Source organism: Prevotella sp. LMAG:51, from assembly GCF_008680225.1.
Taxonomy (GTDB): domain Bacteria; phylum Bacteroidota; class Bacteroidia; order Bacteroidales; family Bacteroidaceae; genus Prevotella; species Prevotella pectinovora.
On sequence record NZ_NALQ01000010.1, the window covers coordinates 21,773 to 47,328 of the forward strand.

Consider the following 25,556-nt stretch of genomic DNA (forward strand, 5'->3'; position numbering starts at 1 on the left):
AACCCCTGCCTATCACATCTTAGGCATACCACCCGGCATTCCTGGCATTCCGCCCTTCATGTGCTTCATGGCGTTCATCATCTGTGTCATCTTCGAGCCAGTCACCATCTTCATCATCTTGCGAGTCTGGTCGAACTGCTTTATCAGACGGTTCACGTCCTGGATATTCGTACCGGATCCCTTGGCGATGCGCTGGCGGCGACTCGTATTCAGGAGTTCCGGATTAGTGCGCTCCTTTGGAGTCATACTGAGGATTATCGCCTCGATACCCTTGAAAGCATTGTCATCGATGTCCACATCCTTGATTGCTTTTCCCACACCCGGAATCATCGAAGCCAAGTCTTTCAGATTACCCATCTTCTTGATCTGCTGAATCTGTCCGAGGAAATCGTTGAAGTCGAACTTGTTTTTCTGAATCTTCTTCTGCAGACGTTTTGCCTCCTCTTCATCAAACTGCTCTTGAGCACGCTCAACCAAGCTGACGATATCTCCCATTCCGAGGATACGGTCAGCCATACGTGACGGATGGAAAACATCGATTGCTTCCATCTTCTCACCAGTTCCGACAAACTTGATAGGCTTTGTCACAACCGTTCTGATACTCAATGCCGCACCACCGCGTGTATCACCATCGAGCTTTGTCAGAACGACACCGTCAAAATCAAGACGGTCATTGAATGTCTTTGCCGTATTCACGGCATCCTGACCGGTCATGGAGTCAACAACGAAGAGTGTCTCGTCGGGATTGACGGCATTCTTCAGTCTTTCTATCTCGTCCATCATCTCTTCATCAACGGCGAGACGACCGGCGGTATCTATAATAACGACATCGTAGCTCTTTGCCTTAGCCTCCTTTATGGCATTGTTGGCAATCTCTACGACATCCTTGTTTCCATCTTCTGAATACACAGGAACACCGATCTGCTCTGCAACGACCTTGAGCTGCTGAATAGCGGCAGGACGATAAACGTCGCACGCCACGAGCAACGGATTCTTGTGTTGTTTCTTCTTGAGCATATTGGCAAGCTTTCCACTGAAAGTTGTCTTACCGGAACCTTGAAGACCAGACATCAGGATGATAGACGGTCTGCCCTGAAGCTTCAGCTCGGCAGCATCACCACCCATAAGTTCAGCGAGCTCGTCGTGAACGAGCTTCACCATGAGTTGTCCTGGTTTTACGGCAGTGAGCACATTCATACCCATCGCCTTCTTCTTTACGGTGTCAACAAAAGTCTTGGCAACCTTATAATTGACATCCGCTTCCGTCAATGCCCTACGTACATCTTTGAGCGTTTCTGCAACGTTAATCTCTGTAATCTTTCCCTCTCCTTTCAGTATCTTGAAGGAACGCTCAAGTCTGTCACTTAGATTCTCAAACATAAATTTCTATATAATATTTCGTTCTTCTTTTAATTTTCTTTTGCAAATATAAGAAATATGGTTTAGAAACAAAAGGAACAGAGGATGTATTTAAAATATTTTAAACACTTTGACTATAAAAAATGCTTTAGCAAAGGAAATCAGGCCTTGCCACATTTACAAAATTGCGATTAAACACGTGAAATCCACTAAAATGTAAACTACACACTACAAGTCAAATCACCTCATGTCTCCAAATCCCATATCCGGTTCTGAACCGAACATTCCACCATATGGATTTCTGTAGTCCCGTTGTCCCATAGAAACAGACACCTGAACGCTGAAACTCGGACTGAAATTATACTTCACGGCAGCGCCTATACGGTCACCGAGGTCGTCCATCGTACAAAAGCGATATGGGATTGGTTTGTTTACAAGGCTTTTTCTGCCATAGACATATGCCTCCCAGTGCTCATCAAATTTATATCCGAGAACTGCGCTGACACCGGCATCTGTAAACCTGTCGTGTGCCCAATATGCATTGCTCACCCATCCGCCAATGGCAAGAGTGAGCCGTTTGGTCAACGGCAGAGCATACATCATAGACAAATCCTGTGCGAAGCCTGCTCCCTTGGGGGCTCCTTTGCCAAAGGCTGCGAATACGGAAGCACCGAGATTCACGTTGAGACCTTTATGGAGAGTCCAGTTGTTGAACCCCCACCACCCATCATAAGGATAAGTCATGAGCGGCACTTGTCCTTTCATATTGAGAGTCGGCAAATTCAACGTATCCGCATCCTGTCTGCCTCTATCGAGATATTCTGTGCGAGCGTATGGCTGCGGCCCTACCGATTGAGGGAGAATACAGTCTTTGTTCATCTCAAGACTTGCCAATGAATCTGCCTGCAAAACATCCTTAGGTTTCACCTGCTTCATATCATCAAGATTCTCCTGAGCCATTACTATCGAAGGCAAGGCAAGGATAGCGGAAAATACCAGAAACAATATTTTTTTCATACAGACAAAAGTAATCTATTATCGTCTTTTCACCAAATGACTAAAACTTTTTTCACCTTTATTATATATAAGTAGATGAACTGGAAGAAATTTGAAGTCAAGCCGGACGGCCACTCAAATCGCACAAGAGGAATCGCCCAAAAAGAGAATGCCTGCCTGTTGACAAATACAAGTCAATGAGAAACTACAATATTTCCTGCGGAGTTTCCACAAATGTCGTAGCCCCATTCTCTATCAAGAATTCTTTGTCGCGGAATCCCCACAGAACACTGATGCATGGAATGCCGACATTTTTTGCTGTGTTCACATCAACATCACTGTCACCTATATATACAGCTTCCTCTTTGTCTACACCAAGCAGACGGAAGGCTTCGAGCACGGTGTCCGGAGCTGGCTTCTTTCTTATATTCTCCCTCTCACCGATTGCCACCTTAACATATTCTCCAAAGAAATGCCGCACGAGTTCACCTGTGGCATCATAGAATTTATTGCTCACCACTGCAATATTCTTTCCTCTCTTTTTCAGTTCGCGAAGAAGATCCACGATACCCGGATATGGCTTTGTTGTGTCGAGTCCATGCTCCAAGTAATGTTTTTTGAATGTGGCATAAGCATCCTCGAACAATGGGTTGTCGAGTCCATCGGGAACAGCCCGCTCCATAAGTTTCTTCACTCCATTACCTACGAAGTTTCTCACTTCATCAACCGTATGCTGCGACATTCCATATTCTTTCAATGCGAAGTTAACACTTGCCGCCAAATCATTGATGGTATTTAGCAGCGTACCGTCCAAATCAAAAACGTAGGTCTTGTATTCTCTCATTTTAATAATGAATTAATGATTGCTATAATATATCTTTCCAGCTTTTAAAATATACCTGAACACGTACCGGCAAAGGTATGATTGCAGGATGCAAAAGTATTACAAATATATGAAACGACAAAGACAAGCATGATTATTATACGCTCCATAACAAGAATGAAACAAAAGTACGACATGATGGTTGGAATTACAAAATGAACTTATTGGGCATTTGTCTGACAGCAATTCTGCCCATCCGGGACAAGCAGCGTACCACAGTTGGGAAAGCAGCGTGCCCATTTAATAACAAACCGACATTAGGATTAATGTGTGCACTAAATTAATTCCACCAACGAGTTAAACCAGCAATAATCTACCAAGAAAAAGGTATTTTAGACTAATTATGCACGTTTTTGTTTACTAAATGCCTGTTATCCGACAAAAAACTTGTAACTTTGCAGCGCTTAATTATAAACAAACATATAGATAAAAATGAAAGCATTTGTATTTCCCGGACAGGGAGCACAGTTCGTAGGTATGGGCAAGGACCTCTACGAAAACAATCCATTGGCAAAAGAACTTTTCGATAAGGCTAACGAGATTCTCGGTTATAGCATCACCGACATCATGTTCAACGGAACAGACGAGGAACTGAAGCAGACCAAGGTTACTCAGCCTGCAGTATTCCTCCACAGCGTAATCAGCGCACTCTGCATGGGCGACGCTTTCCAGCCATCAATGGTTGCAGGTCACTCTCTCGGAGAGTTTTCTGCTCTCGTAGCAGCTGGAGCACTGAGCTTCGAAGATGGTCTGAAACTTGTTTACGCCCGTGCCATGGCTATGCAGAAGGCATGTGAGGCAGCTCCATCGACAATGGCAGCAATCGTAGGTCTGGCCGATGACAAGATCGAAGAAATCTGTGCTGAAGTAAGCAAGCCTGGTTGCGTGGTAGTGCCTGCAAACTACAACTGCCCAGGCCAGCTCGTTATCTCAGGAAACATCGAGGCTATCAACGAGGCATGCGAGAAACTGAAGGCAGCCGGAGCAAAGCGTGCCCTGCCGCTGAAGGTGGGTGGTGCTTTCCACTCTCCACTCATGCAGCCAGCCAAGGATGAGCTTGAAGCAGCTATCGAGAAGACCGAAATCCACGCTCCTAAGTGTCCGGTATACCAGAACGTTGACGGCAAGCCTCATACTGACCCTACCGACATCAAGAAGAACCTCATCGCACAGCTCACAAGCTCTGTACGCTGGACAGAGTGTGTAAAGAACATGATCGCTGACGGAGCAGACGACTTCACAGAATGTGGTCCTGGCAAAGCTCTTCAGGGTATGATCGGCCGTATCGACAAGACTGTAGCCGCTCACGGAATACAGTAAGAACAACCTCTTAAACAGCATAAGGAGTCATAGGTTTTTCACCTATGGCTCTTTTTTTGTACCTACTTCTGGCGATAATTTGAAAATAATATGTAAATTTGCATAAAACGGAAAACTTATGGAAAAAGCTATAATCTACCAAATCTTCACACGACTGTTCGGAAACACGAATACAACAAGGAAACACAACGGTACGCTGACGGACAACGGATGCGGTAAACTCAACGCATTCACTCCAGCTGTGTTGCGCAGAATAAAGGAGCTTGGCGCCACACACGTATGGTATACAGGAGTGATACGACACGCCACAACAACAGACTATACCCGATACGGAATACCACGGCAACATCCGGCTGTGGTGAAAGGAAATGCGGGAAGCCCGTATGCCATAACCGACTATTACGACATAGACCCAGACCTGGCGACTAACGTAGACAAGCGAATGAACGAATTCGAATCTCTCGTAAAGCGCACACACAAAGCCGGCTTGAAGATGATAATAGACTTTGTGCCCAACCACGTGGCACGACAATACAAATCGACAGCAAAACCAAAAGGCATTGCCGACTTCGGTGAGAACGACAATACAGGAATGCAATTCTCTCCGCAAAACAATTTCTACTACTGCCCGGAACAGAGTTTTGCAGCCGACATCGATCTCTATCATGGTGAAGAACTACCATACGAGGAATTCCCAGCCAAAGCCACAGGCAACGACTGCTTCGGAAACAGACCGGGCAGGAACGACTGGTATGAGACGGTGAAGCTGAACTACGGCGTGGACTACTGCGATGCCGGCGGAGTGTCCACACACTTCTCCCCCACTCCAGACACTTGGAAGAAGATGCTCGACATACTGCTATTCTGGGCAGGAAAAGGAGTAGACGCATTCAGATGCGACATGGCTGAAATGGTGCCGTCTGCTTTCTGGCAATGGGTCACGACGGAAGTGAGGAAAAAACATCACAACGTGAAATTCATTGGCGAGGTATACAATCCCGGCAGATACAGAGAATATATAAATGCCGGTTTTGACTATCTCTACGACAAGGTGGGAATGTATGACAGCTTGCGTGACGTGGTATGCGGCCACAGGAGCGCCACTGATATCACGAGACAGTGGCAAACGAATGACGACATCGCCGACCACATGCTTTATTTCCTGGAAAACCATGACGAGCAGCGAATTGCAAGCGACTTCTTTGCCGGGAACGCCAGGAAAGGCATACCGGCTCTCATGACAAGCGCACTTATGAGAACCAACCCGTTCATGCTTTATGCCGGACAGGAATATGGAGAGAGAGGAATGGACGAAGAGGGATTCAGCGGAAGAGACGGAAGAACGACAATATTCGACTACTGGTCTGTCGACTCGCTGATACACGGGTATTCAAGCAGAAGACAACTGACAAAAGAGGAAAAATCAATCGAAGCCACATACAAGAAGGTGCTAAACATTGCGACCAGCGAGAATGCCGTAACAGGAGGCAAGTTCTTCGACCTCATGTATGTAAACCCAACATCTGCAGACTTCAATGCAGACAGGCAATACGTTTTCTTAAGAAGCAACGAAGACGATTTGATGATAGTACTTGCCAACTTCAGCGACGAGAGCAGCGACTGCAAGGTAAACATTCCGCAACACGCATTCAACTATCTCAACCTGAAGAAAGGAATAATGGAAGGAACCGACCTGCTGAACGGAGAGAAAATCACCATCACCCTTTCTGACACCGACCCACTGAATCTTTCAGTGGAGGCATGGAGCGGCAGAGTGATAAAGATATAAAAATGAATCAAACAATAATAATCTATGGACTACGAACTGAATACACACAACAAAGAGGAGTTTCCGCCGGCTCATACCGCCGAACATCTTCTCAACCAGACGATGATGAGGATGTTCGGATGTGAACGATCACGAAACGCTCATATAGAGCGAAAGAAAAGCAAAATCAGTTATATCCTTGACCACAAGCCCGACCGCAACGAGGAAAAGGAAATAGAACGCAGGATGAACGAGCTGATAGCCGAAGACCTGCCAGTGACTTTCGAATATGTGGACAGAGACCATGTTCCCGACGATGTGCAGCTTGACAGACTGCCCGACGACGCATCGGAAACCCTGCGTATCGTGCGCATCGGCGACTACGACGCATGTCCTTGTATCGGAAAGCATGTGCGTTCTACTGCACAAATAGGAAAGTTCGTGCTGCTCGGCACCAACTGGGACGAGATGAAGCATTCGTTCAGAGTAAGATTCAAGATTGTGGCGGAATAAGGATTGTCGGGAAACTGCAAAGGATGCAACCAAACAGCATCATTCTCCCAACCAGTTCCCGATGATTCTCTTTCCATCCGGTGTCAACACACTCTCTGGATGGAATTGTATTCCATGCACTGCATAATGACGGTGGCGGAAGGACATTATCTTTCCGTCATCACTCACAGATGTAATCTCAAGACACTCAGGAAAGCCTTCTCTGCTGACCACCCAACTATGATAACGTCCCACCTCAATACGTCTTGGCAGGCCATCAAACAGGCTATCGTCTGCTATAATATCACATGGCGTAGCCACACCATGATAGACATGCGACAGATTCTCAATCTTTGCTCCAAAGACTTCGGCTATAGCCTGGTGGCCCAGACAAATTCCCAGGATCGGCAACCTGCCGGCATATTCTCTTATCACATCAAGAAGAAGCCCTGCCTCTGACGGTATGCCGGGACCGGGACTGAACAAAAGCTTGTCGTATTCCGCCAGACTGTGGAGTTCGAAACAGTCATTGCGCAACACGTCAACATCAACACCGATGGCCTTCACGAGATGTGCAAGGTTATAAGTAAAACTGTCGTAATTGTCAATTATAGCGATTCTCATATTCTCCCTGATTTTTGTCTTCAAATCATTTTCTCAATAAGGAGATGAAATCTTTAAGTTTTGAGGTATCTTTGATGCCAGGCTTCGTCTCAAATCCTTCGTTCAGGTCTACACCTGCAAAACAAGGATTGGAAACAGCCTTTATGCCGTCCAAATCCTCCGTCACTATTCCTCCTACAAGGAATGGCAAACCACCATCGTATTCATCAAGCAACTCAAAGTCGGAATGCGACCTTGCCCCCTCCGTATCATCGTTTTTCATATTGAAGACCAACATGTCGGCATGAGCTGAATATTGTCTGCTTGATTTCAAATCATCTATATTCGCCACATTCAGTGTCTTGAAAATTCTGACACCTTTGCAAATATCAGGATCAAGAGTCCGGCGAAGGTTGTCTATCATTACTGGCGACTCGCTGCCTTGAAGTTGAACACAATCGAGCTTGTAATTATATACAGCAGTGACGATGTTCTGCGGCATGTCGTCGGCAAAGACTCCCACACGCCGTGGTGAATTGTTTTCGGCGATGAGTCTCCTGTCTGCATAATCGGGAATAATGGCAGCCAAAGACGCTATCATGCCGACATGACGCGGATCATCTTTACAGAAATTAAATCCCATCATGTCGATGCCCAGTTTCCCCACATCGCGAATATTCTCCGGATCGCGCATTCCGCATACTTTTATCATCATAAGCTGGTGATTAAAAAAAACGAATTATCCTATAGAAGCTGTCTGAATGCGAGTTGACGACAAACAGCCCACATGTCATTTTTCCATTCCTTTCATGGAAACGGCAGACAAAGGTAATGTTTTATTTTCAATCTCCATTCTTTTCCATCAAATTACTGTGAGGTAAACAGGAAAAAAAATTCACTCAAAAAACACGAAAAGCCCGCTTATAGAAAGCTTATTTACGAGAAATACATTAAATTTGCAAAAATTGGGATTATCACTGCGGATACGACAACAATGACTTACAAAATAAATAAAAAAATATCAAGATGAAAAAGATTGCACTTATCACAGGAGCCACAAGCGGCATTGGAGAAGCCTGTGCAAGAAAGTTTGCCGAAGGCGGTTATGACTTGATTCTCACGGCACGCCGCGAGGAGAAACTGGCTGAAATCAAAGCCGAACTGGAAGCCAGGGGCACGGAGGTGAAGACCTTGGCATTCGATGTACGCGATACGGCTGCTGCAAAAAAGGCGATAGACTCGCTCGATGAGGAATGGAAGAAAATCAACGTGCTGATAAACAATGCCGGACTCGCCCTTGGCCTCGACAAGGAATATGAAGCCAAGCCAGAAGAATGGGACGCGATGATCGACACCAACGTGAAGGGACTGCTCACGATGACGCGCCTTGTGGTGCCGGGTATGGTGGAACGCAACGAGGGCAACGTGATAAACATCGGTAGCGTGGCAGGCGATGCCGCCTACGCCGGAGGAAACGTATACTGTGCCACAAAGGCAGCCGTGAAGGCTCTGTCTGACGGACTGCGTATCGACGTAGCCGACACTGCTGTGCGAGTGACGAACCTCAAGCCGGGACTCGTGGAAACGAACTTCAGCAAGGTGCGCTTCCATGGCGACAACGAGCGTGCCGACAATGTATACAAGGGCATCAAGCCGCTCACTGGTGCCGACATCGCCGATGTAGCCTTCTATGCAGCATCGGCTCCGAAGCACGTGCAGATTGCCGAAGTGCTCATACTTGCCACACACCAGGCAAGCGGAAGCGTAGTGCACAGGGAAAAATAACAAATCCCTATCCTATCATCAGGGAAAAGTCTGGACAAATAAGAACCAATGGTCAAGGGGCAAGAATCACATGACAGATTCTTGCCCCTATTATTTTCAATTTCAAATCTCTTACAATTCGTTCTTATGCAGCACTGCATGCAGTTTTGCGCTCTGACAATGAATGTCGATATGGCGCTGGAGCTTCTCGTAGATGCTGTTTACCTCTGTGTAATAATCCAAAGCATTGATTTCTCCATGCTGGAGAGCTTTGGAGAATAGTACTATAGACTCCTGCATCATCTTGACATCACTATGGTCAAGCACCTGCTGCAAGCCGACAAGCTGTTGATAGCCAGACTGCAACTGCGATTCAGCATCCTTGCGTGCCTGCTCCACTTGCAGCTCTGCACTCTGCCGTCGCTCCCGGGCTGCCTTGATTCTCTTGCTGTTGCTATAGAGCGGAAAGCTGACTCCTACCATAAGGCCGTTCACACCTTCTTTCTGCTCCGTGTTGCGACGATAGCCAAAAGAGATGTTAGGCAACCACTCTCTTTTCTGCATTTTCACATTCATATCAGCAGATTTCAGCATCGTCTCAGCCATTTGTATATCGGCATCGCTGGCAAGATAAAGAGCCTTGTAGAACTCAAAGTCCTTTATCGGCTGGAATTCAGGAAACTTCTCACTGTCAATTGTCACGGGCTTTCCGCCATTCAGCTGTTGCAGCTGCTGCAGCAGGAGCATCCGTTCGTTCTGCGCCTCGCTTACCATGGTCTGCACCTCCATGCAGTCGAGCTTCACCTTGTTTACCTCAAGGATATTTGCATCTCCTGCCGCCATACGTTTGTCGTACATCTGATGCAGGGTTTCGCTGTTCTTCAGACGCTGGTCAAGCATTGCCAGGGTCTTGTTCAAACGTATCACGTCGATACACAGCTGTTCCGCTTCGAGCAGTATGTCGCGACGGTTCTTTTCATACATTTTTCCGCCCACCGTCTTCTGAATCTTCGCCTGCTTGTTGCGGTCGGCATACTTGGTAGGAAACTGTATCTCCTGGCTCACCACGAGTTCACTCTCCGCCACGCCCGAATATCCGCTTCTGAAGAACGGGCTGTATTCCACCGACAGTCCGTCGAGGGAATTTTCAGCCTTTATGTCGAGTACGTCAGCCTCGTTATCGTGTTGCAGAGCTCTCAGAGTGAGATTATTCTGGGCTATCTGCTTCAGCACATCGTCAACGCTGTTGTCTGCCGAGGCTGTGAAAGCCATAAGTACGAAACTAACGACGATTAGAAATCTTTTCATATATTACGGGGATTATAAATGCGTTAAGTAATGTTGAACTAATCAATCCTCCGAGAATTACCTTTGCCATAGGCGACTGTATCTCATTTCCCGGCAGGTCTCCACCAAGGGCGAGTGGCAAGAGGGCAAGAGCCGAAGTGAGAGCCGTCATCAATATAGGATTCAATCGAGACAGCGAACCGTTCACTATAGCCTCCCTTACTGTAGCGCCTTCTTCTTTGCGCAGACGCTTGTATTCTGTCACGAGGAGCATTCCGTTTCGTGTGGCGATACCAAAGAGGGAGATGAATCCGATGATTGCCGGTATGCTCACTTCTCCTGTAGTAATCACCAGAGCAAATATACCTCCGATGAGTGCAAGAGGCAGATTCAGAAGAATAACGCCTGCTTCCTTGGCATTGCGGAACTGCATGAAGAGCAGCAGGAAAATTATTGCAATGGCGATGGTACAAGTGAGATAAAGCACTCTGCTTGCACTCTCCTGGCTCTCAAACTGTCCACCGTATTCTACGCGATAGCCTTCTGGCAATTTCACCTCTTCGCCCACTGCTTTCTTGATATCAGCTACGACGTCGCTCAATGCCCTGCCGCTGGTGTTGGCAGATATTACTATCTTGCGCTGCACGTTCTCACGGTTGATGGTGTTCGGTCCGGCACTCGACACGATGTCTGCCACGTCAGACAACGGCACCTTGCGTCCGTCTGGCGCGTCTATGATGAGGTCGCTTATCTCATCGTAGTCGCCGCCTTTCACCACGAGGTTGAAGGCCCTGCCAGCCTCATACACCTGAGAAACAGTTTCACCGGCAAGGTTAACAGAGATGAACTCGTTGAATTCGGGCAACGTGATACCGTTGCGCAAGAGGAGTTCGCGGCGCGGAATGATTTTCAGTTCCGGACGCTCTATCTGCTGTTCCACATTCAGGTCGGCGATTCCGTCGATGTCCTTGCAAGCCTTCTTTATCTGATTGCCGATGGTGAACATCTTGTTGAGGTCTGTTCCAAAGAGTTTTATGGCGATGCTTGCCTGCGTACCTGAGAGCATGGCGTCGATACGATGGGATATCGGCTGGCCTATCTCTATGTTTGCGCCCGCCAATACGGAGAGGCGATGGCGCACATCATCGAGTACCTCCTCATGACTACGGCCGTCGAGCTTGAATGGTGCTTCTATCTCACTTACGTTCACACCGAGAGCATGCTCGTCGAGTTCTGCACGTCCTGTTTTCCTCGCCACGGTCTGAATCTCCGGTACCTGCAGCAGCAGCCTTTCCGCCCGTGCTCCTATGGAATCGCTCTCCTCCAGGGAAATGCCGGGAAGCGAGGATATGTTTATGGTGAATGATCCCTCATTGAATTTTGGCAGGAAACTGCTGCCAAGCGAGAGGAATATCACTAAAGCCAAAACAAGCAATGACGCAGAGGAAATGATGACGGTGCGGGTATGGTCGAGCACCCAGAGCAAAGCCTCACGGTAGTATTTCTTCAGCCACACCGCCACGAAAGCCTCCTTCGGCATCTCACCATTGCTTTTGTTCAGCATATAGCTGCAGAGCACTGGTGTGAGCGTAAGAGCCACAAGTGTGGAAGCGAGCAAAGCCGTGACGAAAGCTATGCCAAGAGGAATGAGCATCCTGCCCTCCATACCGCTGAGGAAGAACAGCGGGGCAAAGCTGACGATAATGATAAATGTGGAATTGAGAATCGGCATACGCACCTCACGTGAGGCGTTGTATACGAGTTCTATTATCGGTATGCGCTCTGCCTCCGGCAGTTCGCGGTTCTGCCGTATATGTTTATACACGTTCTCCACATCCACTATGGCATCATCCACAAGCGAACCGATGGCAATTGCCAAACCGCCAAGTGTCATGGTGTTTATGCTTATGCCAAGAACGTTAAGCACTATCATTGCCACGAGGAATGAAATTGGGATTGTGACAAGTGAAATCACCGTAGTACGGACATTGGCAAGAAATATCATCAGCACGATGACCACGAATATGGCTCCCTCGATGAGCGACTTCTGCACGTTGTCGATACTGCTGTCGATGAAATCTGCCTGACGGAAGATATCGGTTGAGATATGTACATCTGCCGGAAGGTTGGTCTTCAGTTCATCGAGCGCATTGTTCAGTTGTTCGGTGAGTTTCAGCGTACTGGTATCCGGCTGTTTTGTCACAGTGAGCAATACAGCAGGACGTGCCTTCTCGCTTGCCACGCCGAGCTTGGGCGACTGGTTGCCGACCTTGATGTCTGCGACATCGGCAAGCGTTATCACGCTCTCGCCGTTTTTCTTCACGATGCAGGCACCGATCTTGTCGATATCGTTGGTAGAGGTGATGCCGCGGATGATATATTCGTTGCCGTATTTATAGCGGACACCACCATTGGTGTTAGTGTTCATGCCGCGTGTGCTGGCCATAACTTCGGAGAGCGACACACCGAAATGCTTCATCTTGCCGGGACTGATGAGTATCTGGTATTCTTTGATGTCACCTCCGTGCACGCTTACCTGTGCCACGCCACCCGTTGAGAGCAGCTGCGGACGGATTACCCAGTCGGCATAGGTGCGCAGATCCTGAAGCGACGCCTTGTCGCTGGTAAGACTCACGATGAGCACCTCGCCAAGAATAGACGACTGCGGTCCGAGCACCGGCGCACTGACACCTTCGGGCATCTGTTCGCCAACGGCTGCGAGTTTCTCGCTGACTATCTGGCGTGCAAGATATATATCTGTGCCCCAGTCGAACTCTACCCAGACTACAGAGAAGCCATGGGTTGACTGCGACCTCACCCGGCGCACTCCGGTGCTGCCGTTCACTGCCGTTTCTATAGGAAAGGTGACGAGCTGTTCCACCTCCTCTGCTGCCATACCTCCCGCTTCTGTCATTATGACAACGGTTGGGGCATTGAGGTCGGGGAAGACGTCAACTTCGGTCTTGCTTGTAGAATATAGCCCTGCGATGACAAGCAGAACTGCCGCCACAAGAACGAGTATTCTGTTCTCAAGCGAGAACCTGATAATCTTGTTCAGCATAATTTATAATCTGTCTGTTACGTAGGATTTTCTTTAATGATTATGGTTGTGGGCAGGGATAGCGTTAGAGGCCGAAGCGAGCTTCACCTGTATGGCTCCCTTGGTCACCACCCTGTCGCCTTTCTTCAGTCCGCTGAGGATTTCCACCCTGTCGCCATCGTTCTCGCCGAGTGTCACCTCCTGCTTGCGGTATCCCTCCTTGTCCACCTGGATATAGATGTAATGCACGCCCTGCTCTTCCGTTATGGCAGTGAGCGGCAGGGTCATCACGTTAGGTCGGTCTTGGGTGATGAGGAATATTTCAGCGTAGGAACCCTGAACAACATCGCCTGTATTGTTGAATTCGAATATGACTGGAATGTAGGAGTTGTTTACCTCTGCCGAACGTCCATACGACTGTATGTGTCCGCCCATATCAGTGATGTCATAAAGGCGGTCACTGTAGCTGGTACGGAATTTCGCACACTTTATCTTGTTCAGTTCCTTGAACTCGCGCTCTGGAATTTCTGCGCGGAGATAGAGATGTTGGTTCTGGGTTATGATGGCAAGCGGCTGGCCAGCCTCAACATAGTCGCCGCCGTTAACCAGACACTGTTTGATGAAGCCTCCGCGAGGTGCGGTGACTACTACGCCGCCAGCACTGCGTGTTTTCTGCATGCTTGTATATGTCAGTTTTGCAGCCTCATATTCTGCCTTCGCCACAGCGAGGTCTTTATCGCTTATTATCTTATCTTTTATAAGGATTCGCGCACGGGTGTAGTCACGCTCTGCACGCTCGTAGTCGATACGTGCACGCTGTACGGGATCGCCGTCGGCAACCTGCATTCCTGCTGACGTGATTGAGAACAAGGCCGCACCATTGGCTACCTTCAATCCTTCACTCACATGATTCTTGTTTGCCACACGGCCGCTGATTGTGGCAACGACAGTGGTCTCGTCGCATGATGCAGACAACACTTTACCGCTGGTATGGATAACGCCATGAAAGGTTCCAGGCATAATTGTTTCAACCTCCACTCCGGCAGCTTTTGCCTTTTCTGGAGTCAGCAAAATCTCGTCACCATCGTGGTCATGGTCATGGGCGTCTTCGCCGGCATGCTGCTCCGTCTCTTCTTCATGGTCATGATCGTGGTTTTTGCTGCCACAGGCAGCCATACCAAGAGCGAGAATGAACAGCGATAAACAGTAAAAGCTTTTCTTCAGCATAATTCTTGATTCTTTATTTTTTTCGCTTTTTCATTTATTTGGATGCAAAGATACCACAACAGTATTGCAACCCGATTGCAAAAGCGGATTTCCAAAGATGAATGATAATCTGAAGTATAGCTCCCCATCTGACAATAAACCTCAAACGGACATAATGACAGATAGGGGAATTTTCAGTTAAAAATCCACGCTTCTGAAAAATCAGAATTCAAGCAAGCGCCAACGACCGATTTGGGATCAATGAAAACAAAAAAAGTGCGTCTGAACCATTCGGTTGACACACTTTAATATGATTAGGGATATTGTTTACCCTGGAAATACCTTCAGAACATTACTTGATGAACTTCTTGCCATTCTGAATGAGAATTCCCTTGGCATTGGCATTTACGCGCTGACCTGCGAGGTTGTATACAGGAGCATTGACGTCGAGCTTGTCAGCCTTGATCTCGTTGATGCCAGAAACATCAGTGGAAACCTTGAAGTTTCTGATTTCCCATGTACCGGCAGCTTCGTCGGTGCTTACATACTTGAAGCCGACCTTTATCTTCTTGCCCTCATAACCGGCAAGGCTTACTGCCTGAGTCTCAAAAGGAGAGAAGCTCTTGTCCTGTGGCACTTCTGGATATGCGATAGAAGTAATCTGAGTCCAGTCGCCGCCCTCGACCTTGATCCACAATGTAGCCTCCTCTGAAACATTGCCAAAATACTTAGACACGGCATGGTCGAAATACAGGCTACGTATTACTTCTGCTGCAGAAAGTTCAATCCAAGGAGAAACGAGCCAGCTTTCAGAAGGAAGGTTCTTCTTGTTGACAAAAGCAGAAGCCTTGGCACACTTATATTTTTTGTCGATAGACCAAACGTATGAGAGACCCTCAGAAAGGTTCACGTTGTCGAGAACGAAGGAACCGAACTCTGTCTCAAACGACTCTGAGTAAGGCTCTTTAACTACATCGAGAGCTGGAGTTGTGACAGTGAGTGTATATGATGCAGAACCACCATTATATTCATCGTTTTCTGCAGCATTAGCAGTGATTTTTGTCTCACCGGCAGCGAGAAGTGTCACTTCGCCTGTCTCAGCATTAACGGTAGCCACAGCCTCGTCTGACGAAGTATAAACCACGGCAGCAGTGGTAGCCTTTGTGAGAGTAGGAGCAACGAAAGCCTCGCCTACAACACCACTTGCTGTAGTCTCACTGAACGACAGTGCCGGGTCTTTCTTCATTGGAGCGGAAGATGACTGGTATGTCACTACAGCAGAGCTGATCGGAGTGTTCTTCTCTGTAATGTTGGTTGAGATAACCACACTATTGGCTGAACCAGTCCATGTGCCATTGGCGTATGTACCTACAGCAGACTCGAATTTTGCAGGAACTTTGGCTGTAAGCTCAACCTTTGTGATGACATTACCCTCTGGCACTTTGAAAGTCATATCTGCGCCTTTATAGAAACGCAACTCGTTGCCGTTGGTTGCTTTCCACCAACGGGTCTGACCATTGAGAGTAAGAGTGACATCACCCTCTGTACATACCGTAGGGTCAGCGTTGTATTCTTTTGTAGAGCCACTCAAAAGTGTCATGCCATAAGCAGACTCGCCTGTGAAATCGAATGTCGCGGTCTTAGACTGTGCGAACATTCCCATTGTCATAAGCAATGAAACGAATAAGAGTAAAGTTTTCTTCATAATGTAATAATTAATTAAACAATATATTTACACAATTTTATTTGCTTGAGCAATTTTATAATCCGAAGCTTATCTTATGCAAAGATAATGCAAGGCGAATGCAGAACATCAAGCTTGCTTGAGTGTTATGCTGAGGTGAAGCTTATCTTATGCAAAGATAATGCAAGGCGAGAGGAGAATGAAATGAAGACATTCATTTCTTATCCCGAGCCGAAGCTTATTTTATGCAAAGATAGAACTTTTATAGATATGAAGTATCTCTTTGCGTGTTAAAATAAGGTTAAGAAACAAAAGTCATTAAAAAAGGGAAGCACCGAACAGCACTTCCCTTCTTTATCGCTAATAAGAAAACGGTCATTTTGCGGAATTATAATTTTTCGAACCTCAACGACCGTTTCAAGATAATTGAAATTATTTCTTCAAGACTTTGTCTACTACAGTCTGGCCATCTGTCAAGACCATCTTGCGAATTGATATTCCCTGCTGTGGCTCAGAGAGTCTGACGCCATTCAGTGAATAATACTCGATTGACTTAACCTCAGACTTCGTTGACGAAGCAGAAATGCCTGATGTAAACGCTGGATAATACTCATCCACTGGCGACACGGCATCAGCATTCTGTGATTTCACGATATGCTCAACGATAGAATTGAGATATACTTCAAGATTTGAATACCAACCCTTCGCGGTATCGAGAGTCTTCAACTGTGCATCGCTTGGGTCATCAGGATTAAGACCGTTGGCAATCTCCCATTCGTCTGGTATGCCGTCGCCATCAGTATCATAGTTGGCAGCACGTGATTCTGATGGCAGTTCGGGGAAACTTGCCGTAGCGGAATTCTGGCTGTCTGAAGACGGATCGTTGATAACATCGATAATACCAGGAACATTGGCATGAGAGGCGTTGTAGGTAACGGTACCATTTGTTGCCTCTTCCACATAGCGCACATCACAAGCATCTCTATAGAGACTCGCTCCACTGTATGCGAGTACCTTCTCGTATGCCGTCTCAGCGGTCTGGGTAGTGATGGTGCCCGGGTCAAACTGACTGTCAAGTTTTATCTTGATGCAGTCTACACCGCTGGCATCCTTCACATAGGTTTGATCCTCACCATAATAATGCTTGGCATCCTGCATATAATAATCATTGCCTATCTTGATTTTCTGGTCGTAAATCACACCGCTCCAATCATAGTTGGCAGCCTTGGAACCGGCTGCAGACACGTAGTTTCCGCTGATAAAATAACGGCTGGAATAGTTGGGGAACGGATTGTCGCCGCCGTTTGATGCATCAGAGAATGAAATCTGCGTAACGCGAGTCTTGTTCTTCGTGCCAGGACCAGCCTTGAAATAGTTGTTCACCATATTCACATAGCCACCACCAGGACCGCCATAACAACCGTTTCCGTTACCCCAGTTATAAACCACGCAGTTGCGGAAGTCTACCCTCTCTGCCTGTATGGAGTTGGCATATTGGGTTTTGTCATAACCGTTCCAGTTATAGCGGGCGCCATTGAAGCGAGGTGCTCTGTTCTGGACGTGGGCAAGGAAGTTATGATGGAATGATGCCGGTTTTCCACCCCAAATACCACCATAGCTGTGGTCGCCTTTAGCATGTCCTGCGTTGAGGCCTTCGGCGAGCATACACCACTGCAGGGTGAAATCCCTGTTGTCATAGAAAGACGCCAGCTCATCAATGCTCCACGACATAGAGCAGTGGTCGATGAGGATATTCTTACGGTATCTTCCCCATGTTGCATCGGCACCGTCGTCAACATGCTTCACCTGTGAACGGCGGAAGCGCAAGAAGCGGACGATGACATTATCACAGTTTGTGAACTCCACGGTGTAATAACGGAGTGTAATTCCGTTGCCTGGTGCAGTTTGGCCTGCAATAGTGGTATTTGATGATATTTTGAGATTTGACTTCAAGTCGATGTAACCGCTCACGTCAAACACGATGGTGCGAGGACCAGACTGCGACAAAGCCCATCTGAGTGAACCAGTGCCGCTGTCGTTGAGATTTGTGACATGATAAACCTTTGTCGTACCATCGGCAGCGCGTCCTCCGGTGGCTGCGTAACGGGCAAATCCCTCAGCACCAGGAAAGGCAGGAGCCCCAGTCTGTGCTGATGCTGAAGCGGAAAGTGCCAAAGCTACCAATGGCAAACATAAATTCTTCATAATTTGATATTTGTTTTAGTTTGATTTTATGCGTCCTTTTGGATAAGGCAGCAACGGAGTCGTTACTTGTTGAGCGACTCCACGTCGTAGCCAAGATGTTCCATCTCCAATGAAGCCCAGATGAACGGACCAACGCCCTTTCCGTCGTTGTCACGGATTGGCTCACTGATATAATACTCGAAAGAACCATCGCGGCGCTTGTTCTCCTTCACCTTTGGAGCTGCCTTCAGCACCTTAGCGCTGAGACCCGGACCGAGTCCTGACACCTCGCAGCAACGTGTGAGAGAAAGGGTCTTGTCGGAATTCACTTTCACGAAATTGTTGAGGATTCCCTTATATGCCTTGATGCCGGCTTCCTTCAGTTCGTCACCGAAATAACCGAGGCGTGAGCCCTTCAGCAGTACGTAAGAGAACATTGAAGATGCTGTTGCCTCAAAATAGTTACGATTGTCTTTCACGTCCATTACGTCATACCAAAGGCCAGTCTTCTTGTCCTGATATTTCACGGTCTTTGTCATCACGTCGTTGAGCATCGCTACGAGAGCCGGACGGTTCTTGTAGTCTGCCGGCATTGCATCGAGAACTTCAAGGATTGCCATTGCGAACCATCCCTGTGCACGAGCCCATGTGTGCTGTGAGAGTCCTGTCTGCTTGTCAGCCCAGAACATCTCGCCTGTCTCATCCCAAGCATGCTTCCAAAGACCGGACTTGTCATCGAAGGTTCTGTTGTATGTCTTGGTAATCTGTGTGAAAGTGTCATCGTAATATTTCTCTGCCTTTTTCTCGCCTTTCAGCTTTGGGGCTGCCATTGTATAGAACGGATGACCCATGTATACTCCGTCGAGCCACACCTGATATGCATAAATAGCCTTGTGCCACCATACGCCGTCGTTTGTGCGTGGCTGTTTCTCAAGCTGCTTGAAGATGGTCTTCAAGGCAAGTTCATTCTTCTTCTCAGGGAACAGTTCATTCATACGCAGGATGAAACGCGCCGGACGGGTATTGTCGAGGTTGAAAGCTGAATACTCATAACCTGTGATATTACCCTTTTCGTCTATCATCTTGGCTGGATACTGCTTGAGATAATTGATGATGCTCTCATCTTTGCTTGAAAGATAGGCATCGAGGAGTGCCTCCTGCTCTATACCAACCACATAGCCCCACTTTGGAGTCTTTGCGAAATCGAGATAGCATGGATCCGGATTGCGCTGCATTTCTGAGTGTGCCATCCACTGGCTGTATGTCTTGTAAGGTAGCTGCGAGAGCACTTGTGAACCATTGATTACGAGGTTCTCATAGTTTGGTTTGTCTGTCTGGCCTGTGATATACACAGGCTGGCCATATACTCCTGTGAAGTTACAGTTTTTCAGATTGATGTTGTGGATAGTGTTGATGTTGTCGAAGCCAACGATCATAACGCCATACTTGCTCTTCTGGCAGGTCACATTCTCCATGTATACGTTGCGCACGGTTGGATAGAAGCCACGACGACCCTTCTCCTTTGGTTCATAGTTTGTGTTTATCTTCAACACCGCCTCACGGCACTGTCCAACCTTCACGTTGCGGAAATATACATTCTCAATCACACCGCCACGGCATGAGTTTGTCTTGATGCGGAGCACACGCTCCAGGTCCGGACTGTCCATCGTACAGTTTTCAACGAACACGTTGCTGCATCCTCCTGAAATCTCTGAACCAAGAACCACACCACCATGACCGTCTTTCATATTGCAGTTGCGGATGATGATATTCTTGCTTGGACGCCCCACGTATTTACCTTTACCGCCCTCACGGCCGTCTTCATTACGTCCGCTCTTGATTGCGATACAGTCGTCGCCGGTATCAAAGATACAGTTCTCAATAAGCACGTTCTCACAAGACTCAGGGTCGCAGCCATCGCCGTTAGGACCGTGATTCTCAACATGTACGCCACGCACCGTGATATTCTTGCTCAGCAGCGGATGCATAACCCAGAATGGTGATCGTATCATCTTTACGCCCTCAATGAGAATTCCGTCACATTGGTTGAGGTTCACCGTCTGAGGACGAAGACCTTTCCACGGACCAAAGACGCGCTTTTCAACAGGCACACCGTCTTCTGCCATCTGCAGCAAATCGGCACGGCCGCCAGGATTCTGCTGTTTCTCCTTCACCTCTATGTTGCGGCTCTTCGGAGTCTTGCCGCTCATGAGCCACCAAGTCTCGTCAGATCCGTTGCCATCAATAACTCCCTCACCGGTAATGGCGATGTCGGTCTCCTTGAAAGCATAGATAAGAGGTGAGTAGTTGATACAGTCGAGACCTTCCCAACGTGTTTCAACAAGGGGATAGAGACTGCGGTCGAACTCGAAGAAGAGTGTAGCGTTCTTCTCTATCACGAGGTTTACATGACTACGCAGTCTGATGGCTCCTGTCTTCCATGTTCCGGCAGGAACAACCACCTTGCCGCCGCCAGCCTTTGAACAAGCCTCGATGGCCTTGTTAATGGCTTTCTGGTTCTTGGCTGCCGTATTCTTCAGCGAAGCGCCATACTTGGTGATGCTGAAGGAGCGGTTAGGGAACTTCGGTTCTCTGATGCTCTGCTCCACTTGCTTGTAGTCTGTATCCCACACCGAAGCCAAAAGGCTCATAGGGAAAAGCAAGCAAAGCAGTAAAAATGCTTGTAGCTTTTTCATACTGTCTTGTTTGAAATGTATTCAGTTAAGTTTTTTAGAAATACAATAGTAGTTTTATTTTTTGATGCTGCAAAGATACGCATAATAAAATACATCAGAAAAATATAACAACAAAAATAAGGATTATTTGCATTTATCATATAGCGAACCACGACATTGAATGACACGCACACTAAAAGCAATGACACAAAAGCTGCCTTATAACATAAAAAAACGGGACAATTTGTTAAATTCAACATTTTATAGTCGGAATTCTTGCAAGTTTCATAATAAAGGCTTACATTTGCCACATCTTATTTATGATTTCGCCATTTACGAAATCTCATGAGGTTGGTAGCATCCTGCGCCAACCTCTTTTTTTTTGCCCAAGCTATCCCTTGAATACAAAAGACGGCAAATCTTTGGAGTTCTGCATTTGATTGCTTACATTTGCATGTCAAATAAACAAAAAGCAATTATACACACCATTCCAATGAAACACATTTACAGTATACTTCTTCTCTTTCTCATCTTGGCGTTCACATGCTGCGAAAAGCCTGTAATCGACGACACTGAAAACAAGAAGGAAAACAACGATAAAGTCAACGGATCAACCTCCACCGGCAACAATGGCGACAACGGCGGATGGGCAAACGGTGACGGAAAGAACGATACTGAATGGGTGAGCACCGACACGGTGGACGTATACACATTCAAGAACCACGTCTTCGAAGGACCCATCTGCGTGAAAGGCTATATCGTAGGATGTGCTACATCAACGGGAGGCTACAAGTATTTCTTCGACAGTCCCTATGAATCAAGCACATCCATCCTCATCGCCGACGATAAGAACGAGAAATCAAAATCCAACGTCATAGCCATACAATTGAAGAACGGTTCGAAGATTCGCCGCGACCTGAACCTCGTGGACAACCCTGGAAACATACAACGGCTCGTTGCCATATATGGCTACCAGACAAAATACATGAAGATGACAGGAATGAAAGAGATATTGAGTTATGAACTGAAATGAAAAGCAACGCCCCTCGATGAACGCCCCTTACATCGGCTATTCAATTTCCGCAATCAAGTCTTATTCGGGACTTGCGCGTCAGTCAGACAATGCTCATGCCGAGCATACCGACAAAAAGGCATTGCCTCACGACAACGCCTTTTCTCAGCATAAAAAATAACTTATATAATAATACACGTATGATTGCCATACCAAACGTCCCGCAAAAGCTGCCGAAATCAAAGTATGGTCAAGCACAATTATGACGTAAGCGAATGTCGCCAAGCAAATTATACTGCCGACTACATATCAACCGCTTCATATATTTACACAATTACGCTTCCACTCCTTACATCGAGAAGATTCCGCAAAGACTAACATAAAGGCAGGTATTCTGACTTCGCTCCACTCTCATGACACCTTCCCACCCGAAACAGAAAAACCGAAGAAACATTCTTCTGGGCAGTGGCCTGTCGTCACTGAGCATAAAGGAGCTTACAGCTGCGGGACAGTCGGAGATTCTCACTCCGTTCCCTTTCAATCACGTATTAGGCGAACCTTTACGGTGCAAATTTATAAACATTTTTCGAAACTTCAAAAAAAAACGGCATTATAAAGAAAAAAATTTGTTCAAACAAACATTTATACTTACTTTTGCAAGTGTGTTGAACATCTATGAAAAAGATATAAACGCAAAAGAGAGAACATTATTATATAATAACAAATAAAATTCTAAAGCCTATTGAAACATCATTTACTTCACTAAAAAATTGAATTAAAATGATAGGACTAAATGAAATGACCGATGAAGAGTTGGCATTGTCATACGTTAGAGGAAACAATCAGGCCTTCGATTTGTTATTATCTCGAAATCAATCCAAATTGTTTTCATATATTCTGTTCGTAGTGCACGAGCAGGACTTGGCTAATGATATCTTCCAGGAAACCTTTGTGAAGGTGATAACAAAACTGCAGGAGGGCAGATATATTGACTCCGGCAAGTTTTCGGCGTGGATAATGCGCATCGCCCACAATGTGATAATGGACTGGTATCGAGACAACCGCGCCAAAAACATCGTGGAAACTTCTGACGACAACGACCTCTCGAATGTCACAGGAAACGACATAACAGACTTCAACATCGAGGACAGATATGTCAACGAGCAGGTGCTGCGCGATGTGAAGAAGATGATGAACCTGCTGCCTCCGACACAGAGGGAAATTGTCTTCATGCGCTTCTATCAGGAGATGTCGTTCAAGGAAATCGCCGAGACTACCGGTGTGAGCATCAACACTGCCCTGGGACGAATGAGATACGCCATACTCAACATGAGAAGAATGGCGAGAAAGAATAAGCTGTCACTTGAAACCGTTTATTGACACAAAGCCATAAACGCAGCACTCATGACGTTTCAACTACAGAAACTTATATTTTAGCCTCAATCGGTCATCAGGCCGCTTGGGTTTAAAAGGTCTATATAACATCTACAAAACATACGGGTAAATCCATATTTCTCAAAAGGACTATGGATTTACCCGCATTATTTTATTCTTGAATCAATATCACATACATACTTCCCCAATGGTCTTCACCATGCAACCTACATTATTGTTATATTGAGGAAAACTTCCATATCAGAGCGATCTCAAATCATGGATCGTCTGGATAGGATCGGCAGCCTTGAACACATAGCTTCCGCTAACAAGAACATCCGCACCTGCCTCAACGAGACGCGGAGCGGTCTCAGCCTGCACACCACCGTCAATCTGTATCAGAGCACGAGAATTCTTCCTGTCCACCATCTCACGCAGCGCTCTCAGCTTGTCGATAGTGCCCTCGATGAATTTCTGTCCGCCGAATCCGGGGTTGACGCTCATCAGCAACACCATGTCCACATCATTCAGGATATCCTCAAGCAGACAGACTGGAGTTGAAGGATTGAGAGTCACACCAGCCTTCATGCCGGCATCGTGAATCTCCTGCACAGTACGATGCAGATGCACGCAAGCCTCATAATGCACGTTCATCATCATGGCGCCAGTCTTTGCCGTGCGCTGCACATAACGCTCAGGGTGTTCAATCATGAAATGCACATCGAGAGGCTTCTTGCAAATCTTTGCCACCGCATCGATAACGGGAAATCCGAATGAGATATTAGGAACGAATGTTCCGTCCATAATATCAAGATGCAACCAGTCAGCATCACTTTTGTTAATCATTTCCACCTCATGGCGCAAGTCTGTGAAATCAGCAGCCAGCAGGGATGGAGAAATAATTGTTGCCATAAATTCTTTTAAATATGTTTTTCAGTTTATCAGTTTAGACAATAGGATTTCATACTGCCATTGATGTTCATCACCCTATAGGTGTAGGCAATGGCCTTGATAATGTCGATAGTACGCTTCGACGGCATTGGATTTTCTGAAGTAAAATGTTCCATAGGCATTGTTTTTTGAAATAAATTCATCCCTCTATTGTATTAACGCATCTCCTCGGGATTTATTACATTATGATATATTTTTTTCTGATTACGACCTGCATACCCCAATGGGAATACTTCCCGTTGGCGGAATTATGTTATGTTGATAGATATGAGTAAAAGTTGCCAATATCGCTGATTTTCAGTAAAAACAAGAATTTCCGAAAAACTGTCAGACCATCTGGTTTTTTGCCGTAATATTCTGACAGACAGGCACTTGACCATCTATCAACTGTCAGCCAATTGTCTGGATGGTTTGCTGATGAAAGGAATTGTCAGGTGTAAGGAATTCAGACGACATGAATTGCATGCGTTGGCAGAATCCTGGAAACTGGAATATGGGTGTTATAACATTAATTTATTGGGCATACGCCTGACAGCAATTCTGCCCATCCGGGGCAAGCACATTGCCCATGATGGGCAAGCACCGTGCCCCAGATGGGCAAGCAGCGTGCCCAATTTCAACCCAAATCGGTCATTAGTAATAAGTGTGCACTAAATTAATTCCACCAACGGGTAAAAATAGTGTTTCCGTATGCAAAGATACAAATTTCACACAACTATCAAAAAAAACCCACAATAATAGTTATTCAAGATTTTTACAAGTAATCCAGTCACAACCACAACGTTTTGCAAGCAGAATTATCACCTAATTCTGTTACTGTTTATAAAGGCAAGTGTTCTGAAAAAAGCATAGGCTGAAATGGCTGCCAAAAGATAGAAAGCTTCTATTTACTGAAGCTGAATTCATATTTCTTAATGCGTTGGCTGAAATCTGAAAACATGAATATGGTATGCATGAA

Annotated in this window: 17 protein-coding genes, 1 pseudogene and 1 riboswitch; of the genes and pseudogenes, 5 read left to right on the forward strand and 13 right to left on the reverse strand. The window is 46.5% G+C overall.

The window, feature by feature from the left end:
• Positions 1-12 precede the first annotated feature (12 nt).
• The 3 genes from ffh to CCC32_RS03715 all read right to left on the reverse strand — a co-directional run bounded on the left by ffh (position 13) and on the right by CCC32_RS03715 (position 3,199).
• Positions 13-1,380 (reverse strand): signal recognition particle protein, encoded by a 1,368-nt coding sequence (gene ffh / locus CCC32_RS03705; protein WP_287072413.1) that lies wholly within the window; start codon positions 1,378-1,380, stop codon positions 13-15.
• A 219-nt stretch (positions 1,381-1,599) separates the two neighbouring features.
• Positions 1,600-2,376, reverse strand: coding sequence for a hypothetical protein (locus CCC32_RS03710; RefSeq protein WP_287072415.1), 777 nt, complete (start codon positions 2,374-2,376; stop codon positions 1,600-1,602).
• A gap of 184 nt (positions 2,377-2,560) precedes the next feature.
• On the reverse strand, positions 2,561-3,199 hold the full coding sequence (locus tag CCC32_RS03715; protein ID WP_022316202.1) for an HAD family hydrolase: 639 nt from the start codon (positions 3,197-3,199) through the stop codon (positions 2,561-2,563).
• Positions 3,200-3,670: 471 nt separating this feature from the next.
• Here CCC32_RS03715 and fabD point away from each other — a divergent pair, with 471 nt between their 5' ends.
• Positions 3,671-4,558: an ACP S-malonyltransferase gene (gene fabD / locus CCC32_RS03720; RefSeq protein WP_022316201.1), complete on the forward strand. Its 888-nt coding sequence runs from the start codon at positions 3,671-3,673 to the stop codon at positions 4,556-4,558.
• 118 nt (positions 4,559-4,676) lie between these two features.
• A pseudogene (locus CCC32_RS03725) lies at positions 4,677-6,839 on the forward strand (alpha-amylase family glycosyl hydrolase).
• Between the two features lie 39 nt (positions 6,840-6,878).
• On the opposite strand, the gene CCC32_RS03730 reads toward CCC32_RS03725, so the two are convergent.
• Entirely contained in the window at positions 6,879-7,442 is a 564-nt protein-coding gene (locus tag CCC32_RS03730; RefSeq protein ID WP_287072417.1) for an anthranilate synthase component II, read from the reverse strand.
• A gap of 25 nt (positions 7,443-7,467) precedes the next feature.
• Complete coding sequence (locus CCC32_RS03735; protein WP_287072418.1) at positions 7,468-8,136, reverse strand: phosphoribosylanthranilate isomerase; 669 nt, start codon at positions 8,134-8,136, stop codon at positions 7,468-7,470.
• 311 nt (positions 8,137-8,447) lie between these two features.
• Between CCC32_RS03735 and CCC32_RS03740 the strand changes: the two genes are divergently transcribed.
• Entirely contained in the window at positions 8,448-9,206 is a 759-nt protein-coding gene (locus CCC32_RS03740) for an SDR family NAD(P)-dependent oxidoreductase (RefSeq protein WP_287072419.1), read from the forward strand.
• A 111-nt stretch (positions 9,207-9,317) separates the two neighbouring features.
• Here the strand turns inward: CCC32_RS03740 and CCC32_RS03745 are convergent, their stop codons facing one another.
• From CCC32_RS03745 to CCC32_RS03770, 6 genes are all read right to left on the reverse strand, one after another.
• Positions 9,318-10,493, reverse strand: coding sequence for a TolC family protein (locus CCC32_RS03745; protein ID WP_287072420.1), 1,176 nt, complete (start codon positions 10,491-10,493; stop codon positions 9,318-9,320).
• Positions 10,468-13,533 carry an efflux RND transporter permease subunit gene (locus CCC32_RS03750; RefSeq protein ID WP_287072422.1) on the reverse strand — a complete coding sequence of 1,022 codons (3,066 nt, stop codon included), beginning with the start codon at positions 13,531-13,533 and terminating at the stop codon, positions 10,468-10,470. The genes CCC32_RS03745 and CCC32_RS03750 overlap by 26 nt, the downstream gene beginning before the upstream one ends.
• Positions 13,534-13,566: 33 nt before the next feature.
• Complete coding sequence (locus tag CCC32_RS03755; protein ID WP_407725787.1) at positions 13,567-14,736, reverse strand: efflux RND transporter periplasmic adaptor subunit; 1,170 nt, start codon at positions 14,734-14,736, stop codon at positions 13,567-13,569.
• A 334-nt stretch (positions 14,737-15,070) separates the two neighbouring features.
• Entirely contained in the window at positions 15,071-16,423 is a 1,353-nt protein-coding gene (locus CCC32_RS03760) for a choice-of-anchor J domain-containing protein (protein WP_287072424.1), read from the reverse strand.
• Between the two features lie 411 nt (positions 16,424-16,834).
• A complete protein-coding gene (locus tag CCC32_RS03765; RefSeq protein ID WP_287072425.1) occupies positions 16,835-18,607 on the reverse strand; it encodes a pectate lyase in 1,773 nt (590 codons plus the stop codon).
• 62 nt (positions 18,608-18,669) lie between these two features.
• Complete coding sequence (locus CCC32_RS03770) at positions 18,670-21,282, reverse strand: glycoside hydrolase family 88 protein (protein ID WP_287072426.1); 2,613 nt, start codon at positions 21,280-21,282, stop codon at positions 18,670-18,672.
• 472 nt (positions 21,283-21,754) lie between these two features.
• On the opposite strand from CCC32_RS03770, the gene CCC32_RS03775 reads away from it, so the two are divergent.
• The gene (locus CCC32_RS03775; RefSeq protein WP_044066258.1) at positions 21,755-22,294 is read left to right on the forward strand and encodes a DUF6359 domain-containing protein; all 540 of its coding nucleotides are present in this window, start codon (positions 21,755-21,757) and stop codon (positions 22,292-22,294) included.
• Positions 22,295-22,640: 346 nt separating this feature from the next.
• Positions 22,641-22,850, reverse strand: a riboswitch (cobalamin riboswitch).
• Between the two features lie 203 nt (positions 22,851-23,053).
• The gene (locus CCC32_RS03780) at positions 23,054-23,653 is read left to right on the forward strand and encodes an RNA polymerase sigma factor (protein ID WP_287072428.1); all 600 of its coding nucleotides are present in this window, start codon (positions 23,054-23,056) and stop codon (positions 23,651-23,653) included.
• 255 nt (positions 23,654-23,908) lie between these two features.
• On the opposite strand, the gene rpe is transcribed toward CCC32_RS03780, so the two are convergent.
• On the reverse strand, positions 23,909-24,559 hold the full coding sequence (rpe, locus tag CCC32_RS03785; protein ID WP_022316185.1) for a ribulose-phosphate 3-epimerase: 651 nt from the start codon (positions 24,557-24,559) through the stop codon (positions 23,909-23,911).
• 29 nt (positions 24,560-24,588) lie between these two features.
• Entirely contained in the window at positions 24,589-24,714 is a 126-nt protein-coding gene (locus CCC32_RS03790) for a hypothetical protein (RefSeq protein WP_262503124.1), read from the reverse strand.
• Between the last annotated feature and the right edge of the window lie 842 nt (positions 24,715-25,556).

Bases quoted from the DNA above. Each gene is read 5' to 3' on its own strand.
- ffh (WP_287072413.1), bottom strand. From the start codon at position 1,380: ATGTTTGAGAATCTAAGTGACAGACTTGAGCGTTCCTTCAAGATACTG.
- CCC32_RS03710 (WP_287072415.1), bottom strand. From the start codon at position 2,376: ATGAAAAAAATATTGTTTCTGGTATTTTCCGCTATCCTTGCCTTGCCT.
- CCC32_RS03715 (WP_022316202.1), bottom strand. From the start codon at position 3,199: ATGAGAGAATACAAGACCTACGTTTTTGATTTGGACGGTACGCTGCTA.
- fabD (WP_022316201.1), top strand. From the start codon at position 3,671: ATGAAAGCATTTGTATTTCCCGGACAGGGAGCACAGTTCGTAGGTATG.
- CCC32_RS03730 (WP_287072417.1), bottom strand. From the start codon at position 7,442: ATGAGAATCGCTATAATTGACAATTACGACAGTTTTACTTATAACCTT.
- CCC32_RS03735 (WP_287072418.1), bottom strand. From the start codon at position 8,136: ATGATGATAAAAGTATGCGGAATGCGCGATCCGGAGAATATTCGCGAT.
- CCC32_RS03740 (WP_287072419.1), top strand. From the start codon at position 8,448: ATGAAAAAGATTGCACTTATCACAGGAGCCACAAGCGGCATTGGAGAA.
- CCC32_RS03745 (WP_287072420.1), bottom strand. From the start codon at position 10,493: ATGAAAAGATTTCTAATCGTCGTTAGTTTCGTACTTATGGCTTTCACA.
- CCC32_RS03750 (WP_287072422.1), bottom strand. From the start codon at position 13,533: ATGCTGAACAAGATTATCAGGTTCTCGCTTGAGAACAGAATACTCGTT.
- CCC32_RS03760 (WP_287072424.1), bottom strand. From the start codon at position 16,423: ATGAAGAAAACTTTACTCTTATTCGTTTCATTGCTTATGACAATGGGA.
- CCC32_RS03765 (WP_287072425.1), bottom strand. From the start codon at position 18,607: ATGAAGAATTTATGTTTGCCATTGGTAGCTTTGGCACTTTCCGCTTCA.
- CCC32_RS03770 (WP_287072426.1), bottom strand. From the start codon at position 21,282: ATGAAAAAGCTACAAGCATTTTTACTGCTTTGCTTGCTTTTCCCTATG.
- CCC32_RS03775 (WP_044066258.1), top strand. From the start codon at position 21,755: ATGAAACACATTTACAGTATACTTCTTCTCTTTCTCATCTTGGCGTTC.
- CCC32_RS03780 (WP_287072428.1), top strand. From the start codon at position 23,054: ATGATAGGACTAAATGAAATGACCGATGAAGAGTTGGCATTGTCATAC.
- rpe (WP_022316185.1), bottom strand. From the start codon at position 24,559: ATGGCAACAATTATTTCTCCATCCCTGCTGGCTGCTGATTTCACAGAC.
- CCC32_RS03790 (WP_262503124.1), bottom strand. From the start codon at position 24,714: ATGGAACATTTTACTTCAGAAAATCCAATGCCGTCGAAGCGTACTATC.